The sequence below is a fragment of the Bacillus lumedeiriae genome (assembly GCF_044891285.1).
GTDB classification, from domain to species: Bacteria; Bacillota; Bacilli; order Bacillales; family Domibacillaceae; genus Pseudobacillus; species Pseudobacillus lumedeiriae.
Window position 1 is genome coordinate 152688 of the sequence record NZ_JAUIYO010000001.1, and the last position, 22800, is coordinate 175487.

General features: G+C 42.2%; 24 protein-coding genes, 1 pseudogene and 1 riboswitch. Of the genes and pseudogenes, 5 read left to right on the forward strand and 20 right to left on the reverse strand.

Annotation, left to right across the window (positions count from 1 at the left end; all coding sequences use genetic code 11):
- Positions 1–42: 42 nt before the first annotated feature.
- The 3 genes from ypeB to prsW all read right to left on the reverse strand — a co-directional run bounded on the left by ypeB (position 43) and on the right by prsW (position 2933).
- Positions 43–1392 carry a germination protein YpeB gene (ypeB, locus tag QYG89_RS00805; RefSeq protein ID WP_404313729.1) on the reverse strand — a complete coding sequence of 450 codons (1350 nt, stop codon included), beginning with the start codon at positions 1390–1392 and terminating at the stop codon, positions 43–45.
- A gap of 16 nt (positions 1393–1408) precedes the next feature.
- Complete coding sequence (gene sleB / locus QYG89_RS00810) at positions 1409–2143, reverse strand: spore cortex-lytic enzyme (protein WP_404314563.1); 735 nt, start codon at positions 2141–2143, stop codon at positions 1409–1411.
- Positions 2144–2249: 106 nt separating this feature from the next.
- The gene (gene prsW, locus QYG89_RS00815; protein WP_404313730.1) at positions 2250–2933 is read right to left on the reverse strand and encodes a glutamic-type intramembrane protease PrsW; all 684 of its coding nucleotides are present in this window, start codon (positions 2931–2933) and stop codon (positions 2250–2252) included.
- 96 nt (positions 2934–3029) lie between these two features.
- Here prsW and QYG89_RS00820 point away from each other — a divergent pair, with 96 nt between their 5' ends.
- Positions 3030–4007: an asparaginase gene (locus tag QYG89_RS00820; protein ID WP_404313731.1), complete on the forward strand. Its 978-nt coding sequence runs from the start codon at positions 3030–3032 to the stop codon at positions 4005–4007.
- Between the two features lie 31 nt (positions 4008–4038).
- On the opposite strand, the gene QYG89_RS00825 is transcribed toward QYG89_RS00820, so the two are convergent.
- The 3 genes from QYG89_RS00825 to QYG89_RS00835 all read right to left on the reverse strand — a co-directional run bounded on the left by QYG89_RS00825 (position 4039) and on the right by QYG89_RS00835 (position 6497).
- Complete coding sequence (locus QYG89_RS00825) at positions 4039–5010, reverse strand: YpdA family putative bacillithiol disulfide reductase (RefSeq protein ID WP_404313732.1); 972 nt, start codon at positions 5008–5010, stop codon at positions 4039–4041.
- 98 nt (positions 5011–5108) lie between these two features.
- Positions 5109–5690: an adaptor protein MecA gene (locus QYG89_RS00830; RefSeq protein ID WP_404313733.1), complete on the reverse strand. Its 582-nt coding sequence runs from the start codon at positions 5688–5690 to the stop codon at positions 5109–5111.
- A gap of 96 nt (positions 5691–5786) precedes the next feature.
- The gene (locus QYG89_RS00835) at positions 5787–6497 is read right to left on the reverse strand and encodes a metallophosphoesterase (protein WP_404313734.1); all 711 of its coding nucleotides are present in this window, start codon (positions 6495–6497) and stop codon (positions 5787–5789) included.
- 192 nt (positions 6498–6689) lie between these two features.
- Between QYG89_RS00835 and QYG89_RS00840 the strand changes: the two genes are divergently transcribed.
- Genes QYG89_RS00840 through QYG89_RS00850 form a run of 3 tightly spaced genes read left to right on the forward strand, consistent with a single transcriptional unit; the run spans position 6690 to position 7775 of the window.
- The gene (locus tag QYG89_RS00840; protein WP_404314565.1) at positions 6690–6917 is read left to right on the forward strand and encodes a spore coat associated protein CotJA; all 228 of its coding nucleotides are present in this window, start codon (positions 6690–6692) and stop codon (positions 6915–6917) included.
- A complete protein-coding gene (locus tag QYG89_RS00845) occupies positions 6914–7174 on the forward strand; it encodes a spore coat protein CotJB (RefSeq protein WP_404313735.1) in 261 nt (86 codons plus the stop codon). The genes QYG89_RS00840 and QYG89_RS00845 overlap by 4 nt, the downstream gene beginning before the upstream one ends.
- A 31-nt stretch (positions 7175–7205) precedes the next feature.
- Positions 7206–7775, forward strand: coding sequence for a manganese catalase family protein (locus tag QYG89_RS00850; protein WP_404313736.1), 570 nt, complete (start codon positions 7206–7208; stop codon positions 7773–7775).
- A 90-nt stretch (positions 7776–7865) separates the two neighbouring features.
- Here QYG89_RS00850 and QYG89_RS00855 read toward each other — a convergent pair whose 3' ends face one another.
- From QYG89_RS00855 to QYG89_RS00870, 4 genes are read right to left on the reverse strand one after another with little or no spacing between them, the layout of a single operon-like run.
- Complete coding sequence (locus tag QYG89_RS00855) at positions 7866–8606, reverse strand: LysM peptidoglycan-binding domain-containing protein (protein WP_404313737.1); 741 nt, start codon at positions 8604–8606, stop codon at positions 7866–7868.
- Positions 8607–8627: 21 nt separating this feature from the next.
- Positions 8628–9209, reverse strand: coding sequence for a CPBP family intramembrane glutamic endopeptidase (locus QYG89_RS00860; protein WP_404313738.1), 582 nt, complete (start codon positions 9207–9209; stop codon positions 8628–8630).
- Complete coding sequence (locus QYG89_RS00865; protein WP_404313739.1) at positions 9206–10669, reverse strand: RecQ family ATP-dependent DNA helicase; 1464 nt, start codon at positions 10667–10669, stop codon at positions 9206–9208. The genes QYG89_RS00860 and QYG89_RS00865 overlap by 4 nt, the downstream gene beginning before the upstream one ends.
- A 6-nt stretch (positions 10670–10675) precedes the next feature.
- Positions 10676–11722 (reverse strand): helix-turn-helix domain-containing protein, encoded by a 1047-nt coding sequence (locus QYG89_RS00870; RefSeq protein WP_404313740.1) that lies wholly within the window; start codon positions 11720–11722, stop codon positions 10676–10678.
- A gap of 221 nt (positions 11723–11943) precedes the next feature.
- On the opposite strand from QYG89_RS00870, the gene QYG89_RS00875 reads away from it, so the two are divergent.
- Positions 11944–12192, forward strand: a complete 249-nt coding sequence (locus tag QYG89_RS00875) for a ferredoxin (protein WP_404313741.1) — start codon at positions 11944–11946, stop codon at positions 12190–12192.
- A gap of 235 nt (positions 12193–12427) precedes the next feature.
- Here QYG89_RS00875 and QYG89_RS00880 read toward each other — a convergent pair whose 3' ends face one another.
- The 10 genes and pseudogenes from QYG89_RS00880 to QYG89_RS00925 all read right to left on the reverse strand — a co-directional run bounded on the left by QYG89_RS00880 (position 12428) and on the right by QYG89_RS00925 (position 22664).
- Positions 12428–13015 (reverse strand): methyl-accepting chemotaxis protein, encoded by a 588-nt coding sequence (locus QYG89_RS00880; protein WP_404314567.1) that lies wholly within the window; start codon positions 13013–13015, stop codon positions 12428–12430.
- Positions 13016–13369: 354 nt separating this feature from the next.
- Positions 13370–14110, reverse strand: a pseudogene (locus QYG89_RS00885) (MCP four helix bundle domain-containing protein); the annotation flags it as partial.
- Between the two features lie 259 nt (positions 14111–14369).
- The gene (locus tag QYG89_RS00890) at positions 14370–14951 is read right to left on the reverse strand and encodes an ECF transporter S component (RefSeq protein WP_404313742.1); all 582 of its coding nucleotides are present in this window, start codon (positions 14949–14951) and stop codon (positions 14370–14372) included.
- Between the two features lie 155 nt (positions 14952–15106).
- A riboswitch (FMN riboswitch) is annotated at positions 15107–15237 on the reverse strand.
- A 144-nt stretch (positions 15238–15381) separates the two neighbouring features.
- Positions 15382–15540, reverse strand: coding sequence for a hypothetical protein (locus tag QYG89_RS00895; protein WP_404313743.1), 159 nt, complete (start codon positions 15538–15540; stop codon positions 15382–15384).
- Positions 15541–15717: 177 nt separating this feature from the next.
- Complete coding sequence (locus QYG89_RS00900) at positions 15718–17490, reverse strand: ATP-binding protein (protein WP_404313744.1); 1773 nt, start codon at positions 17488–17490, stop codon at positions 15718–15720.
- Entirely contained in the window at positions 17487–18191 is a 705-nt protein-coding gene (locus QYG89_RS00905) for a response regulator transcription factor (RefSeq protein ID WP_404314569.1), read from the reverse strand. The genes QYG89_RS00900 and QYG89_RS00905 overlap by 4 nt, the downstream gene beginning before the upstream one ends.
- A 199-nt stretch (positions 18192–18390) precedes the next feature.
- Positions 18391–19578 (reverse strand): c-type cytochrome biogenesis protein CcsB, encoded by a 1188-nt coding sequence (ccsB, locus tag QYG89_RS00910; RefSeq protein WP_404313745.1) that lies wholly within the window; start codon positions 19576–19578, stop codon positions 18391–18393.
- Between the two features lie 22 nt (positions 19579–19600).
- Positions 19601–21214 carry a cytochrome c biogenesis protein ResB gene (gene resB / locus QYG89_RS00915; RefSeq protein ID WP_404313746.1) on the reverse strand — a complete coding sequence of 538 codons (1614 nt, stop codon included), beginning with the start codon at positions 21212–21214 and terminating at the stop codon, positions 19601–19603.
- Between the two features lie 16 nt (positions 21215–21230).
- Positions 21231–21764 (reverse strand): thiol-disulfide oxidoreductase ResA, encoded by a 534-nt coding sequence (gene resA / locus QYG89_RS00920; protein ID WP_404313747.1) that lies wholly within the window; start codon positions 21762–21764, stop codon positions 21231–21233.
- A 168-nt stretch (positions 21765–21932) separates the two neighbouring features.
- On the reverse strand, positions 21933–22664 hold the full coding sequence (locus tag QYG89_RS00925; RefSeq protein WP_404313748.1) for a pseudouridine synthase: 732 nt from the start codon (positions 22662–22664) through the stop codon (positions 21933–21935).
- Positions 22665–22800 lie beyond the last annotated feature (136 nt).

The window sequence follows — 22800 nt, forward strand, 5'->3', positions numbered from 1 at the left end:
GCTAAGGAAAATGCAATGAGTGAGTGTGGGGAACGGAATACTTTACAATAAATTGTCGTATATCGGTTCTACTCGGCGGAGCTGCTCTACTTGCTCTTCTGTACCGTCCTTGGCGTTAATTAAGATTCGATATGTCTCTTCTCCAAGCGTGCCTAAGAACTCATAACAAAGCACCTCTTGATTAAGCTCGTTCTTTATAACCGCCAGGCGCTTTTCTTGTATCCGGACGTTGGGATTAATAAATTTAGCCGCCTCGCTCTCCGTCAGTGCCGGCTTTTCTAACTTTCTTTCGTGATGGTTCTCTAAATATTCATTAGCTGCCACACCAATCACTTGACCATTATCTAGAGCAACCTTTACTTTCACTGCATCTGGATAGATTCGTATGCCATCTTTTTCACCTACAAACGTAAATACACCGACACTATCATATTGTGTACTTTCATCAGCTACTAAACCTTCCATACCTCGTTTCTTCAAAAAGGCCGCCGCTTTATTATTTGCGTCATTCAGGCTGATTGTCGGCTTTCCCACTTCTCTATTAATAATATACCAAAGAGGATAGCCGCCTCTTCTCGTCACATCAATGTTCGCTTCTACACCATTTTTATTTGTCATACGGATACTGTAAAATGAAAAGTCTGACTCTTTCCCGCTTTTCGTCACTTTTACATTGTTTACTTGTTCCATTTGCGTATATGCTTTCGCCTTGTCAACTGCCTCTTTTTTACTGATTGGGGCGGCTTTATTGTTTTTTAAACGGTTGTCATCAAGCTGATTGGTATCGCCGGGCAGTGTACTGACATTCGCTTCACTATACCCCTTTGACTTCTCTTCAACTGCTTTAAATCCATCAATGATCGTATTATCACTTCCTCCTTTATCTGTAGCTAAAGCAAGCTCTACATCCATCCATCTCAAGTTATTTTTCAATGCCATGTGCTGAACTTTCCGCAGCTCATTTTGAATATCAGCCGACTGTTCATACAAATTTTTCAAGTGGGTATATTCTTTATCTGTGAGCGGTTCCTTCTCTAAATCTCTCACAGCTGTTTTATAACTAAATTCCCCGATGCTGCCAAGGAACTCTTCCGTTTTGTTAAATGGCAGAAGCGTCAATGGCAGCTGTCCGACATCATTATGTGCTTCCGACGTCAGCCGCCACACATCAGCAAGCGCCGGCGAAAGGGATTTTCGAGAATTCATAGCAAGAGTAGAACCGATTTGATCATGTATCCGGTCAATGGAAAAGGTTAAATCATGAAAAGCGCGCTGATAGTTGTTTTCGGCATGAATTAACACAGCATTTTTTTCTTTATGTTCCTGGTAGCCCCAGAAACCCGTACCGACCGCGGCCAGCGATAAAATAACAATAGTTAGCGTGCGCAGCATAGTAGTCCCCCCTTTTTTATTCGCAGAAAATGTGCTTGCCTATTTTTTTAATTTGTGGTCTCGTCCAAATCCAAGGGCTCGTTGCCGTATCAGGATTAAAATAATACAACGCGTTGCCTGTTGGATCCCAGCCGTTGATCGCATCGATAACCGCTTTTTTCGATGTTTCATTTGGTGTCAGCCAGATTTGCCCGTCCGCCACAGCTGTGAACGCACGCGGTTCAAAGATTACACCCGACACAGAATTTGGAAAGCTTTGACTTTGCACTCGGTTTAAAATCACCGATGCCACCGCTACTTGTCCCTCATATGGTTCACCGCGAGCTTCCCCATGTACAGCGTTTGCCATCAGCTGGATATCATTTTGTGAAAACCCGGGCGGCACACTGGTCGCCGTTGGTTTGCTTCCAGAAGACTTAGATCCTTGTGATTTTGCATAACCCTTATCATACTTTGATGCCTTTACAAGCTTATTCTTTGTCGCCGCTCCGACAAGACCGTCCACCGGCATTCCAAAGGCCTCTTGAAAGTTTCGCACAGCCCAGTAAGTACCCCATCCATATACACCGTCGATTTTCCCTTTATAGTAACCGATATATTGAAGTCTTGTCTGAAGTTCAAGCACGTCTTCCCCAGAAGCTCCTCTTTGGATGACCTGCCCTGAAAATGCCTGCGGTGTGTTTGGCATAACAAGTATGCTGCACGTAATAAAGCTCATAACAAAAGCAATCATTACAGCCATTTGTTTCACATTGGAACGAATACTCATCTTTTTTACCCTCCACCTAATCGATGATGTTTAAGGGTATTTTTTGCAAGGTGCATATTTTTATACAAAAAAAGAAGCCCCTTTTCAATTAAGAGCTTCCGTCACGTACCATCTGCAGATAATGATGATCCGAAAGTTTGTGAGCTTGTTTGACTTTCCTTAACGCCAGCCACCAAAGAAACAGCATAAAAGGAATAATGTAGTACAGCCAAACTGACTCAATAAATAAAATATAATCATATAACCCATGCAGCAAAAATGGGATCAAAAGAGAGAAAGCAAGCCGGCCGCCTTTTCTTCCATCGCGGCTGAACTTTGCTTTTCCTAAATAAAAACCCATTAATACACCGAACAGCGCATGGCTTGACACCGGCAGCAGCGCCCGCAAAAAAGCGTGTTCTACTCCATAAGACAATAAATATAAAATATTTTCCGCTGTCGCAAAGCCGAGCGAAACACTTGTCCCATAAACGATTCCATCATACGGTTCGTCAAAGTCTACGTGGGAATAAATTAAATAATATAAGATAAACCACTTCACAAATTCCTCGAATAAACCAACAGTAAAAAAAGCAGAAGCGGCATTCGGAAGAACAACCCCTTCTTCGGCCAGCACATATTGAATAAACATCACTGGAAATGTAAGAAGAGCCCCGTAAATAAACGTTTTCGCAACGGTTGTCACCGGTTCTGTATCGTACTGATCCCGCAGATAAAAATAACATAAAAGGGCTAATCCAGGAGCCACACCTGCTGAAAAAACCGCCAGCATAAGTTTATCCTCTTTTCTTTCGGTTTTCTTCATCGTATCATTGTTGAAAAGGATTGAACATACTTAATCTAAATTTGTAAAGTGGAGGTTTTTCTTTTGTCCAAAAAACAGATATTAATCATTCATACAGGCGGAACGATTTCCATGAAGGTTGATCAACAGTCAGGTACTGTGAAGCCGGCCGATACCAACCCCCTGCTCTCAGTTGATCAGCCGCTGGATGAATCGGCTGTCATCGCTTCTGTTGAACCCTTTCATCTCCCATCCCCCTCGATCACTCCAAAAGAAATGCTTGAGCTGAAAATCTTGATCGATCAGACACTTCAAAAGCAGCACTTTGACGGGGTTGTTATTACACATGGGACAGACACACTGGAGGAAACGGCTTATTTCCTTGATATGGCACTAGAAACCGAAACCCCAGTCATCGTCACTGGCGCGATGCGTTCAAGTGATCAAATTGGGACAGACGGATTATCTAATTTAATGTCAGCTGTCCGCACAGCCGGCTGCAGTGAAGCGAGAGGAAAAGGGGTATTAGTTGTTCTAAACGATGAAATCCACGCTGCTGACAATGTCACAAAAACGCATACGAGCAGCCTCTCAACCTTTCAAAGTCCGCAATACGGACCAATCGGGATTGTTACGAAAAGAAACGTACACTTCCATCAACAGCCGATCCGCCGGCAAAAAATACCTGTCACTTCCGTGAATAAGCGCGTTGCTTTGATCAAAGCTTATGCCGGCATGGATTCGCATTTGCTCCTTTTATTAAAAGACCTCCCTTACGACGGGGTCGTCATTGAGGCGCTCGGCCAAGGCAATTTACCTCCTGCTGTTGTGCCGGCAATCAAAGAACTTATTCATCAAAACATTCCCATCGTACTCGTATCCAGATGTTTTAACGGCATCGTTCAGGACGTTTATGGATATGAAGGAGGCGGCAAACATTTAAAAGAGCTTGGTGTTATTTTTTCAAATGGGCTCAATGGACAAAAAGCGAGAATAAAGCTGCTGATGGCACTAGCCTCGAACTTCGCACCAGAACAGATAAAAAAAGTGTTTGAACAATAAAAAGGAGCTGATTGTGTCAGCCCCTTTTTCACTATATCATTTCCCGTTGGGCAATCGCTGCTGCAATTTCACCGCCGTGAAAACGCCCGTTTTCGATAAAAATTTCATTGGCATTGTTGCCTGCAGCGATTACTCCAGCGATAAAGATCCCTTCTACATTTGTTTCCTTCGTCCTCTCATCGTACATTGGACGGCCTGTTTCCCCATCGATCTCTACACCCATTTCTTTTAAAAAACTGTGGTCTGGATGGTACCCGGTCATAGCAAACACAAAATCATTTTCCAGCTGTTTTTCTTCGCCATTTTGAGTATAAATCACAGCATCCTCCGTCACTTTCACTATCTCAGCATGAAATTCCATTTTAATTTCATCATTTCGAACGAGTGCTTCAAACTCTGGCAAAATCCATGGCTTAATGCTTTTTGAATACTCGCCGCCGCGATAGAGAACCGTTACTCTCGCCCCTGCTTTATGAAGTTCAAGCGCTGCGTCGACTGATGAATTCTTACCGCCGATGACAGCGACATCCGTATCAAAATAAGGATGAGCTTCTTTAAAATAATGACATACTTTATCTAATTCTTCTCCAGGAATATTCATATAATTTGGATGATCATAGTAACCAGTCGCAATAATGACATATTTCGCCTCATACACATCGGTAGATGAATAAACATGAAACAAGCCATTGGGCTGTTTTTCTACTTTCTTGACTGTTTCAAAGCGCTGAATACGAAGATCCTTCATTTTCACCACTTCTCGATAATACGTTAATGCTTGATTACGCTTTGGTTTGCGTCCTTCAATAATAAAAGGCACATCACCGATGGCCAGCTTTTCACTAGAGCTGAAAAATGTCTGGTGTGTTGGGTAATTGTAAATGGAATTCACAATGTTTCCTTTTTCGATGACAAGTGGATCTTTACCAATTTCCTTCAATGCAATAGCTGCAGACAAGCCGCATGGTCCGCCTCCGACAATAATACAGTCTTCCTTACGCATAATTCCCCACTCCTTGTTATCCGTACAAAAAAATTTCCTATCATACTTTGATGATAGGAGAAATTGTGTTGACTTTCAACGGATATATCTTGATGGAGTTATGCTTTTTTAACAAAGTATTCATAAACTTTCTTCGTGGCCTCCAATGGAATAACAAGAAGAGCGTACTCCTTTAACATCTCTTCGGGCAAACTTGATAACACTCCGTACTCTAACAAGACAGCTTCAAGAGCGTCATACTGACTATCAAAATCGAATGACAAACAGAGATAGTAAGCATCTTTAAAATAGAAAAGCGAGCTCTCGATATCCCTTACTTTTTTTTCATCATGAACCAATCCGATAATGTCTTCAATATCTGTAAATTTAAATGTCAGATCGCATCCGTATTCTCCATCTTCCTCCGCCGGCACTTCATCTACTGTATCTAAAAACTCAAAATGGTCAATCGTCAAAATGAGAACTAGTTCATCCCCTGACATAGAATGTACTTCAATGGCAATCATTCCCTCAGTGTCAATATCCAGCTGCTCTTCAATCGCATCTAGCATCTCATCAAAGATTTCGTGCCAAATGTACGAGTCCTCCAGAATATGCTTCTTCGTACATCCTTTTTTTCTTAACTCTTCGTAAGTAATGGAAAGCATCACCTTATTATCTGATAAACGTTCTATCCTCATAGTTTGCTGCCCCCTGCTTAAGGACCTCTTTATCACATACTATGAATCAAAACGCAGATGGTGAGTTGTTATCTCATTTTAAATGAAAACGCCCTGTTATTCTTTCTTGATGGTAATTAAATGCGTCTCCGCTTTTGCACCGAGACGAAATGGGACACCACTCGTTCCGTAGCCATTTGAAACGAGAACCGTCATCTCTCCTTTTTGTTCCCATCCCCCTTTTTTATAAGGACCGATGCCAAAAAAGCGAATTTGCCCCCCATGCGTATGCCCGCTCAAGAACAACGAGACACCATCAGCTGCCGTCAGCTTTTTTTGAAAAATTGGATTGTGACTGACCAGCACTTTAAACGATTCATTTGGCACTCCCGCAAAGGCAGGAGATTTTCGGCTGTTGCCTTTACTAAAATCATCCACACCCAGCAAATAAATAGAAGAACCACAAGCGAGCGGCAGACAAATCGATTCATTCCTCAGCACGCGGATGCCGTAACACTGAAACAACCGATCCAATTCTTCAGCTAAAAGTTCATAATCATTATTTCCCCATATAAAAAAAACAGGGGCCACTTGTGTTAACAACTGTAAATTACCAGCTACCCTAGTTAACGGAACACCCTTCTCCGCTAAGTCACCGCCAATCACCACTAAATCAGCTTTCCCTTGAATCTTTTTTATAATAGACGGATGAATAGAACGCCGATGAATATCAGAAATAAAAAAAAGAGTAAGCGGCTTTGAACTCGGATAATTTTGAAACGTCAGCACATCCATTTTCACTTCATTACGCTGCGCTTCCCTCCACATAAAAAAAAGCACCCCGGCCAAGAAGAGGAAAGCGATCATTAAATACAACATTAATCTTCCCTTCGTTCCTTAAATAGTAATAATACAAAATAATAATCAGAATAACAGATTCAGTAAAAAAAAGAAATAATCTCATACCATCCCCCATACAATAGGGTATTGAAGCACCAAAGAAGGAGGAAGGGAATGAACATGCACACATGGTATAGAACATACCGCCCCTACGTCAGTCCAATGGACCCCTGCCCGCCAATAACAGTAAAAAGATATTCTACTCCGCCGAATCTATTTGTTGGCTTTCAACCGCCGGGCCTTGAACAGTTTCCTGCACCGGCAGCATTGAAACATGGGACGCTATGGAAATGTTTTTTTGATCCTTATTTTTCACTGAAAGAAATGCAGAAGGGGGTCAGAGAATGAAGCCGCTTCCCCCAGAGTATTACCGCGAACTCGAAGAAATTCAAGCCGCCGATTTCGTCATCGTTGAATTAGCACTTTACCTCCATACACACCCTGGTGATCTTGAGGCTGTTAAACAGTACAACGAGTACGTGAAGCTCAGTAAAAATTTAAAAAAAGTGTTTGAACAAAAGTACGGAGCTTTAACGAGCTTCGGGTACAGCTATGCCCGTTGTCCGTTTGATTACAAGGAAGCTCCGTGGCCTTGGCAAGTATAGCCAAAAAGATGTCCTCAGAAAGGAGATTACTATGTGGATATATGAAAAGAAGCTGCAATATCCGGTGAAGGTAAGTAAATGCAATCCGATGCTTGCCAAATACTTAATTGAACAATATGGCGGGGCTGACGGTGAACTGGCTGCTGCTTTGCGCTATTTAAACCAGCGTTATAGCATCCCAGACAAAGTAGTCGGCTTACTGACGGATATCGGAACAGAAGAGTTCGCTCACCTTGAAATGATCGCTACAATGGTATATAAGCTGACAAAAGATGCGACACCTGATCAACTGAAAGCAGCGGGCCTCGGTTCTCACTATGCTAACCACGACCGGGCCCTCTTTTATCATAACGCGGCCGGTTCACCTTGGACAGCGACTTACATTCAAGCAAAAGGCGATCCGATCGCTGACCTTTATGAGGACATCGCAGCAGAAGAAAAAGCACGGGCTACGTATCAATGGCTAATTGATTTAAGTGATGATCCCGACATAAATGACAGTCTTCGTTATTTACGGGAACGTGAAATTATTCATTCCCAGCGTTTCAGGGAAGCTGTGGAGATGCTAAAAGAAGAAAGAGACCGCAAGAAAATTTTCTAGTTTTCCAGCCGCTTGACATCGGCCGAAATGCAGCATGCAAGTGCTTCCTTTTTATTGATTAGGGATCAAAAACCCCTCTTCCCAGAAGTTTCAAGGGAGAGGGATTTTTAATACTTGTCCCACCCGAATGTCATTGCCATTCAAATGGTTCGCTCGTCTGATTTCTTCAATACCAGCCTGTGATTTGTAATACATCATAGATATCCGAAAAACGGTCTCCTGAGGTTTCACTGTATGATAAACTACTTTTCCTTCGACCGGCTTTTCATCACTCGGTTTCAGCTCTTTTTCTTCTTTCTCAGCTGGCTCGTTCTCACTTTTTGTCATTTCCTGTACAGCGTCTTCCTTTGCTTTCAGGGGCACCGCTGCCAGCTTCGTTTGTCCCTCTGTCTGTTGTTTGCTGACTTCTTGAGGCTCTTCCCTCACGTCGGCAGCTGGCTCCTGAACAGGTTCAGTCCGTTCTTCTGTTATTTCTTCTTTCTCTTGATCTCCCTCACTCGCATTCTCTTCATCCTTTTGTTCAGGCTGGTTTTCTTCTTTTCCAGCTTCTGCATAAGCCGGTATGACAGCCTCCGAATGTTCGGTCACGACAGTCGTTGAAGAGCGGGAATGCTCTTTCGTATACGTATACCAAAACAAGGTAACCACAGGCAATGTCAGAAAAAAGACAAGCAGTGCTTTTAATAAAGGATAGTTTCTTTGCTTGTTTTGTTCTTTTCTTTCCATCCGCGAGGAGCCTTGAATAGGCTGTTCTTCCCGTTCAGGTTTAACTTTTTGAATCTCTACACGCGTTTTTTTCGCTAATTCACGATAAGGATCTATCGTCATCATTTATCCCTTCTTTATTCATTCTTAATTATATTTACTGCGAATAGCTAGACCCAGCAAGAAATCGATCGTAAAGTGCATCATAATAACAGCCGCCAAATTACCTGTCCATTCAAATAACCAGCCAATTCCAAAACTTAAAAGAATCACGTTAAGTGTTAAATACCACTGTGATAAATATCTTATATGAATCAACGCAAAGAAAATGCTTGCTGGAATAAACCCAAACATCGTTTGAATCATTCCTCTGAAAAAAATTTCTTCAGCTATTGCCACGAAACAGGCAATCCCAAAAATCCCGGCAGTGGAGCGGCCTGTAAACAGCCTTTCATTAATACCGCCATCGTCATAATACTTTTCAGGAAGGATTTTCATCAAATACAGGTCTATTGCAACTACAGCCGCTCCAGCGCCTCCGCCTATAACCGCGATATCAAGAAAAGACCATTTAAATAAACGGAAAAAACTTGCTGCATCTTTGAATAAAAAGAAACCTATAATAAACGAAAACAACAATAAAAGAGCCTGTGTCAAATAAAGGGCATTTAATACCTCCTTATCAGTCATATGCCTGATAAGATCGGCTTGTTTATTTTTTCTCATCATCCTTCAACCTGCAGCAATGAACGCAAAATGGCCTGCCAGGCTAACTTTTCATCTTTTTTCTCTTGTGAAAATAGACGGTTGTACTGCTGTAAATCTATGCCGCATAGATCACAGCAAGGATCCGGCTTTTCTTTCATTTGTTCGGCAAAATAGTGAAGGATCTTTTTCCTCCGGCACTCTTTCGTCCCCACCCACTGCAGCATTATCTGTCGCTTGTCTTGTTTTTGTCCAAGTCGTTCCTGCCGTTTGCTTATGACATAGTCAATCGGACTTCCCCTGCCTATTCTTGTCGCTTCATCAGCATAATGACGAAGAAAACGAAGCTGGACATCAGTAAGCTGACAAGCAGCAGCCCGTTCCTCTTCCGTCTGTCCGCCAGCTGCTGATAAATAGCTCATCACTTGACTGCCAGAAGGAAATTCCCCTTGGGCGATCATGGAATGAAATTCTTCATCTCCCGGCGCATATAACAAAACAGCGAGCGCCTTCTCTCCATCCCGCCCAGACCGGCCGATTTCCTGCAAATAAGACTCGAGCTGAGGTGGCAGATGGTAATGGATCACGAACCGAATATTGTTTTTATTCACACCCATCCCGAAAGCACTTGTTGCACAAATTACATTCAGCTCATCATGCAAAAATTGCTGCTGAATTAAAATCCGGTCTTCTTGCTCCATTCCGCCGTGGTAAAATGCTATTTTCCCTGCTCCATTTTGCCGCAGCCATTCTGCGCCCTCCTCTGCGCCGCGTTTGCTTGAAAAATATACAATTCCTGGATTTTCAAGCTGCCTCACTAATTCTAAAAGTCTGCTCTGCTTATCCCCCCGCGACGAAAGGTGTTCTACTGTCATCGCAATATTAGGACGATCAACCGAGAAAACCCATTCCTTCACCTGCTCAATTTTCAAATGATGAATAATATCACGCCTTACTTCCGCTGTAGCCGTCGCTGTTAATGCAAGGGTCAGCGGGCACCCAAGCTTTTCTCTTGCTTCTCCTAAAAGACGGTAGTCCGGACGAAAGTCATGTCCCCATTGAGAAATACAATGCGCTTCATCAACGACAAAAAGAGAAATGCGAATTTTTCTTAACGCTCTAATAACCGTTTCGCTCATTAACATTTCAGGTGATAAAAAAAGAAAACGATATCTTGAAAGATGGCGGAGAACTTGTTGTTTTTCTTGAAAAGATAAAAAAGAATTTAAGGCTGCTGTACTTTTTTCCCCTCTCATTTTCAGCTGTTCCGTTTGATCCTGCATAAGAGACAAAAGCGGAGAAACAATGAGCACGGTTCCCCGCAGTAAATAGGCAGGCAGCTGATAGCACAATGATTTCCCCGTTCCCGTTGGAAGCATAGCCAATGTGTGCTGGCCTGAAAGTAATGATTCAATCGTTTCTCTTTGGCCGGTCCTGAAAGCGGAGTAGCCAAATCGTTCGAATAAAACTTGGTCCACATTCATTTTCCTTCACCTGCTATATTTGGCTAATACGAGCCTAATTTGAAAATATGAAACGTCCGGCAGCTGATCTTTAATTGGTTTAATCTTTTTATTGGAAAGCACCGCAGCTGCCTGCAGTACCTTCTCCTCCATCTCCTTACTGACAAAAGGACGGATGGAGAAATTCGGATAGTGAAAAGCTAATTCTACAATATGATCTTCCACTGTACTTCGTTTTAACCGCCGATTCGCTGTGATGGCTTCAATGGTAAAACCTCTGCCCAGCATCTCCGCTGTTTTTTTTGTTGACTGCGTTAAAACAACGGGCTCATATATGTCTTCAATCATCGCGAATAACAGCGGGAAATCTGCGGCATGCTGAATAATGTGCTGGACCGCGGCGTGAAGTACATGTAAAAAGCGATACCAATATTCCGTACTTTCCATGTGAAGCAGCATACTCGCTTGGGCTGTTGTTTTGCCCGTTCTCTTTTTTCCAGAGAGCCGAAGCACAAGAATCAGCGGATCCTCAGCTGTCTGTTCACTCAAAAGGGCAAATAATTCTCGGTGCAGACGTGCTGCTAATTGTTCTTTAGGCAAACGCCTGCCCGCTACAAAGGATTTCAGCCACCGCTGGGCCTGCTCATCTCTCGTCACTGGAAGATAAGCGGAATCTTGATAAATGAAATGGGAAGCTACTTGAACAGTTAAAGAGAGCCTTTTCCAAAACATATTAGCGCAGTCTTGCAATTTCCAGCCGTGTAAATATTGGAGAGGCGGGAAATCTGCAGCAATGGTTTCCAATATATCTTTTCCAGAAGCAGTTACTTTTGCATGAAGCATTTCATCTATTTCAATGAGCTGTTGAGCAGCTAGCTCATGAATCATTTGATCAAAATCTTTTCTCTCTAAAAAAGGAGCTGTTTGAAACCATTTGTCTAAATGATACAACTTGGCATCTTGTATCGTTTGTGAAGATTTTTTTCCTTTTAATAAATGAAAAATAGACGCGATCGTCCTTTGTTCATTTATTTGATCAATCATCATTAGTAAGACTGCCTGTAAAAAAGACATCATTCGTCTCCTTTTTGTACTTTCATTTAGTTTACCACGAAATATGTCAAAATTCCTCGCATATGGATAAATTACTAATGAAAGCCTTATCATTTTTTTATTAGAATTTAGGATTGAAAAGAAAACTAATCGGATATACAATGAGATGTAGAGGTTTTCAAGCAAGAATAAATGGACAATTCCTATACATGCTTGAAGAGATATTTAGGAGGTTACACAATATGCCAAAATACACAATTGTTGATCAGGATACATGTATCGCCTGCGGTGCCTGCGGAGCAGCTGCCCCAGATATTTACGACTATGATGATGAAGGACTTGCGTTCGTTATTTTAGATGACAACCAAGGAACTGCATCTGTACCAGAAATGCTAGAGGAAGACATGGAAGATGCATCTGAAGGCTGCCCAACTGACTCTATTAAAGTGGCAGACGAACCATTTGACGGTGATCCTTCCAAACATGAGTAAATCGAAATACACAAAGAAGCTGCCCCAGAAGGTCGTTAAACACGACTTTTTAGGGTCAGCTTTTTTTAGATTTTTTTGACAAAGCTCAAACGTTTATTTTTCACTGAGTTGATTGCAATGAAAGGAGCAACTCCTGCGGAGAAAGCGAAGCGCCTAGAAGGGACATCAACGGACAAGTGCAAAGAACTACGCAAAAGAAGATGCCCCTTAGGGCATCTTCTTTTGCTGCTTACGGTTAAATCCTGAATTTATTTGCTTCTGATTGCAATTCAACAGCCAGTGAAGCTAAAGATTGCGTACTTGCTGATATTTGTTCAATGGCCGCCAGCTGTTCTTCTGTTGCTGCACTTGAGTCGTGTGCAGTTGCAGCCGTTTTTTCGGCGATGCGTTTTACCTCTGCTGCACTTTGTGAAACATTCTCTGTCATTGCCTGTAATTCCTCAATAGCCGCAGAAACCGTTTCCACCTTGCTTCCTACATCCGTAACAGACGTCTTAATCGTCTCAAAGACTTCTAGTGATGTTTGCGAAGCAGAAAGCCCTTGTTCCACTTTACTGCTCCCCGTTTGAATAGAAGACGCTGCCATATTCGTATCTGTTTGAATGTTTTTCACCATTTCCTCTATCTCAGCAGCAGAACTTTTCGATTGTTCAGCCAGCTTCCGCACTTCTTCTGCTACTACTGCGAACCCTTTCCCGTGCTCCCCTGCTCGTGCTGCCTCAATCGCAGCATTCAAAGCTAATAAATTCGTTTGTTCTGAAATATCCGTAATTAAACCGGTTACTCTTTGGATTTGAGTTGCATGCTGTTCGAGAATTCCCATATATTCTTCTGCTTCTTTAATGGACAAATGAATCTCGTTAATTTGGCTTGATACGCTGTTAATAGACTGAGCTCCTTTTACAACAAGAGACTCTACTTCTTCTGCCGAATGAAGCATCTCTTCATTGCTTTTGGCAATTTGTCCAATTCCAGCGGCCATCTCTTCCATAGATGCAACAGACTCATTAACAAGTTCGAGCTGCATGCTGCTTCCGTTCATATTTTCTTCAGCTGCGCCCGCCACCATTTGTGAAGAAGCTGTACTTTGCTCAGCACTGGCTGACAATTGCTGAGATTGGGCTGACAACTGCAAAGCCGATTCATTTACTTTAGACAGTATGCTCCGCAGATCATCCAGCATTTGGTTAAAAGAGATTCCCATCTCTCCAATCTCATCGCTGCTTCCTACCTGAAGTTTCTCTACTTGTAAATTGCCAGCGGCGACTTCTTTTAAAGCAGCTGTCGTCTTATTTACCCGCACCGTGATCGATCGGCCAATCACATAAGCAATCACTCCGCCTACAATAACAGCGGCTGCACCTAAAGCAATAAGAAACATTCTCGTAGATACGACTAGATTGTTTAACGTTGCACGTGTTTTGTTCAGCTGAGCCACTTGTACTTGTTTCAGTTCTTCCGCCTTTACTTTCATGATTTCTTCTTGTTCGTTCGCCTCGCTCGCATAGCCAGACCAGTCAAGGCCTTGAGCTTTGCTTTCAAAAATCTTCGGAACGAGAACATGATAACGGCCACTTGCTTCTTCTATTTCTCTTAACAGTTGTTTATTTTGCGGCTGCGTCGTCATTTGCTCTAGGCGATGATGCACGTCCATAAACTGCCTTTGATCGTCCTTTATTCTATCTAAATTGCTTTGCTCATTAAAAATAAAATAACTGAGTGAATTTATCGTTACATCTTTTTGTATCGCAATGAGTTCATTAATCATATCCACTTTCTTTACACGGTCATCGAGCAAAAACGTATACTCATTATGTAATCTCATAGCGGCGAAATACCCTACCGCTCCGATGATGAATAAAATGAGTAAAATGGATATAAAACTCGAATACAACTTTTTCGCTATTGAAAAACCCACTTACAAGACCTCCAATTCATACTTTTGCCACTATAGTCAACAATTAACATGCCTAATTATACCCTTTGTCATAGTAAAGTAAAAGTACCTTTTTACTATAGATTATTCACAATAGTAATTTATTCAATATTTTGGATACTAAAAACAATATTGTTAATACATGGATCACTACATCAATCATATAGAATTATAGTAAAAAAACAGCTCCAAACGCTATGGGAATGGCGTTTGGAGCTGTTTTTAGATAAATGGACAGAAATTAAGCACTATGGATGGCTGTCTGTTTGCGCATCCATACATGAATTCGAGAATAAATCAAAAGAAATACGACTGTCATAGCAATCCCTTTCACGAGATTAAAAGGCAAAATAGCTGAAACAACTAGTTGCTTCATTTGAGGATCACTCATTGCCGGCGCGTTCAAAAATAGCGTGTAAGCAGGTAAAATAATATAGTAATTTAACACACTCATCATCACAGCCATAAGTACCGTACCTGCAGCTAAAGCAGCAGTTAGTCCTTTTTTCGATTCAAATTTCTTATATACATAATAGACTGGAAGAATAAAAGTAATTCCTGCTGTAAAGTTAGCTAAATGACCAATAGGAACACCAGTTGGGCTTCCAGTCATAAAAAAGTCCAAAACGTTCTTAATTAATTCTACCATAATACCGGCCAACGGCCCAAAAACGATAGCTGCGATCAGTGCAGGGATCTCGCTAAAGTCAATCATTAAAAAGCTTGGAAATGGCGGGATCGGAAAGTTCAGCAGCATTAACAAATAAGACAGTGTACTTAATAACCCCACAGACGTCAACGTACGAATATTCATTTTTCTCACAATCATTCTCTCCTTCTTCCTATTCATCATTCATAAGAAGAAAGGCTGCCAATACACTTGAGAAAGAACAAATCCCTCAAGCAAAAAGCAACTTGAGGGAGAATAGTCATACTCAAATAAACGTTCAACTCTGCACATTTTGAACGTTGGCAGACCTTCACCTTCTCCCATCCAGACTATACTGTCGGCTTTGGCGTCTCACCAAATCAGCCTTGCGGCTCGCGGGCTCAGAAGTTGCTGCTTCCATACCGCCGGTCGGGAATTTCACCCTGCCCCGAAGATGAATATGTGATTTTTTTATTCTATTGATGTTCCTGCATGAACAACCATTAGAATTAACTAAATCATACCAATGACAATAAAAAAAAGCAAGAGGATGCCCCCTTGCTTTAAATGAACAACTCATGCTTTACTGTTCACACGGCCCGACTCATATGTAGTTCTCTCCTAATTGTTCAAGATGACTTTCTGGCATATGGGACTGCTTTTTCTCATTTTTTGATTGTGCCAATCCCCCGCCAATCATCAGCAAGCTAACACAGATAGCCATAAGCAGCGCAATCATAAATCGCTTCATGTAGTCTTTCATGGTGAACCGCCTCCAACTTGCTTTTTTTACCGCCCTTCTAGTTGTATGCCAGGAAGCGTTTCCAGTATGACTCTTTTTTTCATTCGCAATGCTAATTTTTTGTCCTCCGCCTATACAGCACGCAGTCTAAAGGCAGGAGCTTACTGCCAGATCATGTGGGATCAATCGTTTATTCTCTTACAGCTCAGGCAGCCGAAATGAAAAAATAGTCCCTTGGCCTAGTTTACTTTGCACCTTAATGCTGCCATTATGGGCAGAAATAATATTTTTAGCAATGGAAAGTCCAAGCCCCGTTCCAGAGCGCCCTCTCGTCCGGGCTTTGTCCCCTTTATAGAAGCGCTCAAATACGAACGGCAAATCTTCTTCACTGATTCCTGCTCCCGAATCCTGCACTGACACATGATGCCCATCTGCTTTCAACTCATAACTTACCTTCACAAACCCATGCTCCGGTGTATGACGCAAAGCGTTGTCAATCAAGTTAGTCAACACTTGTTCGATACGATCTGGATCTAGTTTCGTTAATACCTTTTCATTCGGGATATGCCATGTTAAGTCAATTTGTTTTTCTTTGGCTATTCCTTGAAATTTATCAGTCACCCGCTGAATAAAAGCAGGAACGTCTACTTCTTCTAAGTTTAATGAAATATGACCAGCTTCCATTCGGGCGAGGTCTAAAAGCTCATTGACGAGCCGGCCAATCCGTAAAGATTCATCGTAAATAATTCTAGCCATTTCTCTTTTTTCGTCTTCTGTTGCAGCAATATCGTCGATAATCGCTTCACTATAGCCTTGAAGCATTGAGATCGGCGTACGCAGTTCGTGCGAGACATTGGCGACAAAATCTTTTCGCAGTTTATCAAGCCGACGTTCTTCTGTCATATCTCGGACAACAGCTACTGCACCGCGGACCGTTTTCGCATTATACAGCGGACTGACAATAATTACATACGAACGTCCTTGAACAGAAAATTCGCCAACTTTTTCGGTTTCTGTTTGAACAGCTTCTCTCAGAAGCTCTTCTACAAGTGAAGGCATCGTCTCATTTGACTGCTCTTTTCCGACTTCGTAATACCAGTTTTGCAAAAAGCGTTCAGCAGGCGGATTGGTGATTAGGATCGTGCCATCCCGGTTAAAAGTGATCACACCGTCAGCCATGCTGCTTAAAATACTCGCCAGCTGCTCTTTCTCCTGATTGAGTGCATGAATATTATGGTTCAGCTGCTTTGCCATTTGGTTAAATGACGTGGCAAGTGCACCAATTTCATCCGTCGTTAAAATAGGCACAGTCGTATCGAAGTTTCCCTTTGTCAATTCAGTGGCCGCTTCTCTCATCTTACGCAATGGAGCAGTGATTCTCGTTGACAGGAAGAACGCGAAAATCGTCGTTAAAAAGATCGCAATCCCTGCAGCAAGTAAGATGAGCCTCGTCGTCTGATGAGATGTTTCTTTTATCACCTCGAGGGACTGATAAATAATCACTGCACCATCTTTTCCTTTTTCCATTTCCAGCGGAACCGCAATGGCAATCGAATTTTCATGGCGGTTCGCCTGACCGTTCTCATTTACCATCAGTTCAGTCTTTACCATTTTCTTCTCCGTAAACACACGGGCAAGGACGGGCTGCTGAACGATTTCATTGCGCTTCAGCCTATTTTCAGTCGGTTCATTAGGCGGATAATAAAACGTTTCTTTGTCTTCGGCAATAATGACGTGAACTGGTTCATCCACGAGTTCCCATGCTACTTCCATGCCCGTTTGCTTATCTTCATGGTCAGCAATCACTTTAGAAATTTTCATCGCTGTGTCAGATAAACCTTTTTCCACTTCGCTTGTATGATAATTCTCAAAGAACTCCAACAGCAAAATCGTTAGAAAAAAAAGGACGAAGGAAACGAGCAGCAGGATCGTCATCCACAGTTTTCCTACTACACTTCTCCACAGCTTCATTCATTCACTACCTCGAACTTATAGCCTACTCCCCATACTGTGACAATCATTTTTGATGCTTTTTCTGATACTTTATTTAATTTTTCACGCAGACGCTTTACGTGTGTATCGACCGTCCTTAAATCACCAAAAAATTCATAGTGCCATACTTCCTTTAATAAATGCTCCCGGTCAAATACTTTATCCGGCGACTTTGCGAGAAAATACAACAATTCGTACTCTTTAGGAGTTAAGCTGACCTCCTCTCCGTCGGCGGTTACACGATGGGCATCATTATCAATCGTTAAATGAGGATAAACAATTAAGTCTTTTGATTTTGTATCTGTCTGCAAGTAAGATGTTGGAGACGATCTTCTCAAAAGCGCTTTTACCCGCAGAACGACTTCACGCGGGCTAAACGGTTTCACGATGTAATCATCCGTTCCCACTTCGAAGCCTTGCACCCGGTTTGCTTCTTCTCCTTTTGCCGTCAGCATAATGACTGGTGTCGCTTTCTTCTCGCGTAGCTCTTTGCACACTTCAATCCCATCTTTGCCAGGCATCATAATGTCGAGTAAAATACAATCATACTCCTCATTTAATGCGAGTTGAAGCGCTGTTTCACCATCTTCTGCTTCATCTACTTCATAATTTTCTCTTTCCAAATACATGCGCAGCAAACGGCGAATTCTTTCTTCATCATCTACGACTAAAATTTTCATTTCGTTTTCCACTATGTCTTCCTCCCTACTCAAGCAATAAATTCGATTCTCTTCCTCAAACCATTGACAACTGCTTTTCATCAGCCTGGGAATGTAGAAAATAGACGCTGCCTACAACTTGATCTATCTATCATGTATTATCAACTAACTACAGATTTTTTTCAATTTATTAAAAAGCCTCCGCACAAGGCGGAGACAGTTAAGCATATGAATGCAGGCCGGCAATAACGAGATTGACAGCAACGAGGTTAAACATAATAATAACAAACCCTATCACAGCGAGCCAAGCTGACTTTTCTCCATGCCAGCCTTTAGATAAACGCAGATGTAAGAAGGCCGCATAGAACAGCCATGTGATAAGAGCCCATACTTCTTTCGGATCCCAGCCCCAAAATCTTGTCCAGGCGATCTGTGCCCAAATCATGGCAAAGATCAATCCGCCCAGTGTAAAGACCGGAAATCCAATTAAGATCGATCGATAGCTTACCTCGTCCATTAAATCAGTATTAATATTTTTAACGAGCGGCTGAACAAGAGCCCCGATCCGCTTTCTCGTGAGCAGTCGGATTAATCCGTACAATAAAGCCCCCGCAGCTAGTGACCAAAGCGTTGTGTTCAGTTTTTTCGCATTGATAAATGCCGGAAGATCTGCAAGCGGTTCGAACTTGCCTTCTGTCAGAAGCTGTCCTTCATGCGGGCCAACGACCGCTGGGATGGTGAATGTTTCTTGTGCTGACACGCCTTCTTTATTGATATACTCAAATTTCGCCTCATAGCCGGATAGTGTGAACGTTGTCGTAACAGCGACAAAACCGACAACGGCAACAAGGCTATACATAATGACTTCCAGCCAGATCGTTTGTTTGCTTCGTTTCGAATGATCAATGGTTTTCACTAAGTAAATTAATCCCGCGATAAAACTAATGGCAAGAATCCCTTCTCCCGCCGCAACAGTTGTCACATGAATATGAAGCCATTGGCTTTGCAATGCCGGGATAAGCGGGCTGATATCACGCGGGAACATACTCGCATATGCAATAATCACAAGTGCAACCGGCAGCGCAAACACACCGAGAACAGCAAGGCGGTACATAAAGTAAATAATAATAAATGCGCCTACTAGCATCATAGAAAAGAACGTAATAAATTCAAATAAATTACTTACAGGTGCATGGCCTGCAGCGGCCCAGCGTGTAAAGAAATAGCCGAGCTGGGCGATAAATCCAATGATCGTTACTGTAATGCCAAGTTTCCCCCAGCGGTTTTCGCCTTGCTTTTTTCCATCTTTCTTCGGTCGGATTGCTCCGCCAAATAGAAAGGTTGCAATTAAATACAAGATAAATGAAGTATATAATAAATTCCCGCTCCATTGGACTAAATCGGACATAGGACGTTTCCTCCTTTTAACATTATGCTTGCTGATCTTCTGGAATTGGAATGGCTGTGTTTTCGGCTATGGAATTAATTTCCCGCTTCAGCCCATGCCAATTTTTATTCGTGTGGGCAGCAACATAGATCTCCCCCTCCAGCTGGCGAATCCATAAGCGCCGATGATTCCAATAGGCACCTTGAACAACACCGATCATAAAAATTGCCCCGCCTATGCCGAGTATCCATAAAGTTAAATCTTTGCGCACAGTTAAAGCTGAAATATTGCGTGTTTCGATTCCTCTAAATTCCATTTTATAATCTGTTGTTCCTACAGGTTCTAACGTTTGACGGATAGCAGTAAAGCTGATTTCTCCTTCTGGATGCTGAGGTGATACCATTTTAAATAAGAATGCAGGGTTGTTAGGAAGCGGTGATTTTGTTTTGGGTTCCCCATCCTCCCCTATTCCATCGTAATCCGGATAATAGCCAAGCAATTCTACTTTATAGCCATTGCCCAGATTATATGTATCTTGCGGATTGAAGAGATCAATTTTCACTCTGCCAGCTTCTTCTTCTGTTGCTTTGTTCGTTAATGCAAGTTCCATTGCCTTCATTTCATCTTTACTAAAGCTGTCTTGATAAAGAGCAAATTTATCAAATTTCATCGGTTCATTTACTCGTATTTCTTCTTCCTTGACCTTAACAAGCTTCGGTTTGGCTCCTGGAAGATCACGATTTTCATTTCGATAAAGAACAGCATCCGTCTGATAGTTTTTCACCACGCCTCCTGTTCGTTCAAGCGCTGCTTTAAATACTTCAGGATCTTTTTCTTTATCATAATTTTCTATCGTGAATTTTTCATTTTTTAAATAGTACTCTCCCTTTGTCCCCGGGATTTCAAGCGTTTCTCCCTCGCGAATCCATAACAGTTCATCTATGTACATTCCTTCTGTGGATCTGAGCATCGCACCAATTAAGAAAATAATCAGTCCAATATGATTCACATAAGGGCCCCAGCGGGAAAAGCGGCCTTTTTCAGCAAGAAGACTGCCCTCTTCCTCCCTTACATGGTAACGCTTGCTTTTCAAGTTTTCTTTTATTTTATCCAGTTCAGCGGGCTGAAGACTGCCTTCCTTCCAAGCGAACAAGCGCTGCTTTTTCATAAATGTGGTGTGCCGGTTGACACGTTGATTTTTCAAAGCCCGATACAACGGGATCACGCGGTCCAGACTGCAAATAACAAGTGATACACCGATTGCTGCGATTAAAGCAGTAAACCAAATAGAATTATATAGATCATGAAATCCGAGCGTATAATAGATTTTGCCTGCTGTACCGTATGTGTCTTCGTAATACTGGGCTGGCGTCACATTACTCGGAATAAAAAACTTTTGCGGAAAGATGGTCCCAATAGACGAGGCAACTAGCGTCAGCACAATGAGCCAGATACCGACTTTAACAGAAGAAAAAAAGTTCCACACTTTATCGATCATTGATTTATTGTACGTTTGTGACCGGCGGGCGCTGCCCTCATAACGCATATCATGTAGCTTTTCATTCCGCGCTTCTTCTGTCAGCGCCCTGCCGCATGATTCACATAAAATGGTTCCATGCGGATTTACGTGGCCACATTCACATTTTACTTTCGCCATACTAAAACTCCTTAAGTTAAGGTTTCACTTTTTCAAACAAAGCTCGAACCTGTTCTTCTTTCACTAGCCCGCCAACAACAATTTCTTCAACCTTTCCTTCGGGGCTGATCATAAACGTTGCCGGAAGCGGATTGATCCCATAGGCGTCTTGTACTTCTTTTGTCGAATCAATAGCAATCGGAAAAGTCAGGCCATAATGTTTAGCAAATTTCTTCGTCTGCAATTCGGAATCTCCAACATTGACGGCCAGCACTTCTACCCCTTGGTCTTTAAACTCTTTTGACATTTTTTCCATATGAGGCATTTCCTTTTTACAAGGCTCACACCAAGTGCCCCAAAAGTTTAAAAACACTCCTTTTCCTTTATAATCCGACAGCTGCCGTGTTTCTCCTGATAAATCTGTTAAAACAAAATCAGGCGCTTTGTCTCCCTTTTGCAAGTTGCCGCGCGCCTCTTTCGTTAAGTTCGAATAAAATGTATAGCCGACTGCCGCCGCTAACACTGCTAAAATAATTGAACGAACGATTAACCGTTTCTTCTTTTTGCTCAAGCTTCTGCGCCCTCCTTATGAAGTATAGACGTATGCGTTTCTGCTAATCCTTCAACGAACATGAATTTTGCAATCATTCGACAAAAAGATTCAAAACTACCCCTATTATACCATTTTCCCTTTTTGTTGGCTGAAGGGGATTTGAAGGATGTGTGACGATTTCTTCGCTTAGCGCAAGGAGCCTGTTTCAGCCAGCGTACGGAGCTGTTTCACTTCATGAGCAGTCAGTTCGCGAAATTCACCGGCATTTAGTCCATTTAAATTCAAAAAAGCATACCGTTCTCTTTTCAATTTTTGCACATCAAAACCGATCGCTTCGAACATGCGCCGGACTTGACGGTTTCTTCCTTCATGGATAGTGATCTCAATGAATGACCGCTGCTTTCTTTTATCAGCAGACAACTCTTTTACTTTAGCAGGAGCGGTTTTACCATCTTCCAGCTGAATGCCTTCCGCTAATCGTTTGAGCAAGTGCCGCTGCGGAATGCCGTTCAAGCGGGCTACATATGTTTTGTCTATTTGATAACGCGGATGCGTAAGCAAATTAGCAAACTCCCCATCGTTCGTTACAAGCAATAAACCTGACGTATCATAGTCCAATCGTCCAACCGGAAAGATCCGCTGTTCCACGAACGGGAAGAAATCCATCACAACTTTGCGGTTCTTATCGTCCGATACAGCCGAAATCACCCCACGCGGCTTGTAAAACAGATAATACACTTTTCTTTCCTGTTCAACCGGAATTCCCTCTACTTCCACCCGGTCAGACATTCCCACTTTTGTACCAAGTTCTTTCACTACTTTTCCATTCACTTTCACTTTGCCTTCCACAATCAGCTGTTCTGCTTTCCTTCTGGAAGCTATGCCGGCTTGGGCAATCACTTTCTGTAGCCGTTCCATTCATTTCACCTCAAAGTTTTCAATATGTGTCTTTATGCATTATTACATATCAATGCAAATAAGAAAAGAATGAGGGCTCTCTTTCCGATACAACGCAAAACTGCCGCTAAAGATATCAAAATTGATCATCCTTTAA

Coding starts and splice junctions, on each gene's coding strand:
- QYG89_RS00845 (WP_404313735.1), top strand. CDS start 6,914: ATGAAGCCGCTTCCCCCAGAGTATTACCGCGAACTCGAAGAAATTCAA.
- QYG89_RS00865 (WP_404313739.1), bottom strand. CDS start 10,669: ATGAATGTGGACCAAGTTTTATTCGAACGATTTGGCTACTCCGCTTTC.
- QYG89_RS00840 (WP_404314565.1), top strand. CDS start 6,690: ATGCACACATGGTATAGAACATACCGCCCCTACGTCAGTCCAATGGAC.
- QYG89_RS00880 (WP_404314567.1), bottom strand. CDS start 13,015: ATGGGAATTCTCGAACAGCATGCAACTCAAATCCAAAGAGTAACCGGT.
- prsW (WP_404313730.1), bottom strand. CDS start 2,933: ATGCTGGCGGTTTTTTCAGCAGGTGTGGCTCCTGGATTAGCCCTTTTA.
- QYG89_RS00905 (WP_404314569.1), bottom strand. CDS start 18,191: ATGAAAATTTTAGTCGTAGATGATGAAGAAAGAATTCGCCGTTTGCTG.
- ypeB (WP_404313729.1), bottom strand. CDS start 1,392: ATGCTGCGCACGCTAACTATTGTTATTTTATCGCTGGCCGCGGTCGGT.
- resB (WP_404313746.1), bottom strand. CDS start 21,214: ATGGCGAAAGTAAAATGTGAATGTGGCCACGTAAATCCGCATGGAACC.
- QYG89_RS00835 (WP_404313734.1), bottom strand. CDS start 6,497: ATGTGGAGGGAAGCGCAGCGTAATGAAGTGAAAATGGATGTGCTGACG.
- QYG89_RS00850 (WP_404313736.1), top strand. CDS start 7,206: ATGTGGATATATGAAAAGAAGCTGCAATATCCGGTGAAGGTAAGTAAA.
- QYG89_RS00895 (WP_404313743.1), bottom strand. CDS start 15,540: ATGAAAGACTACATGAAGCGATTTATGATTGCGCTGCTTATGGCTATC.
- QYG89_RS00875 (WP_404313741.1), top strand. CDS start 11,944: ATGCCAAAATACACAATTGTTGATCAGGATACATGTATCGCCTGCGGT.
- ccsB (WP_404313745.1), bottom strand. CDS start 19,578: ATGTCCGATTTAGTCCAATGGAGCGGGAATTTATTATATACTTCATTT.
- QYG89_RS00860 (WP_404313738.1), bottom strand. CDS start 9,209: ATGATGAGAAAAAATAAACAAGCCGATCTTATCAGGCATATGACTGAT.
- QYG89_RS00825 (WP_404313732.1), bottom strand. CDS start 5,010: ATGCGTAAGGAAGACTGTATTATTGTCGGAGGCGGACCATGCGGCTTG.
- QYG89_RS00900 (WP_404313744.1), bottom strand. CDS start 17,490: ATGAAGCTGTGGAGAAGTGTAGTAGGAAAACTGTGGATGACGATCCTG.
- QYG89_RS00870 (WP_404313740.1), bottom strand. CDS start 11,722: ATGTCTTTTTTACAGGCAGTCTTACTAATGATGATTGATCAAATAAAT.
- QYG89_RS00925 (WP_404313748.1), bottom strand. CDS start 22,664: ATGGAACGGCTACAGAAAGTGATTGCCCAAGCCGGCATAGCTTCCAGA.
- QYG89_RS00855 (WP_404313737.1), bottom strand. CDS start 8,606: ATGATGACGATAGATCCTTATCGTGAATTAGCGAAAAAAACGCGTGTA.
- QYG89_RS00830 (WP_404313733.1), bottom strand. CDS start 5,690: ATGAGGATAGAACGTTTATCAGATAATAAGGTGATGCTTTCCATTACT.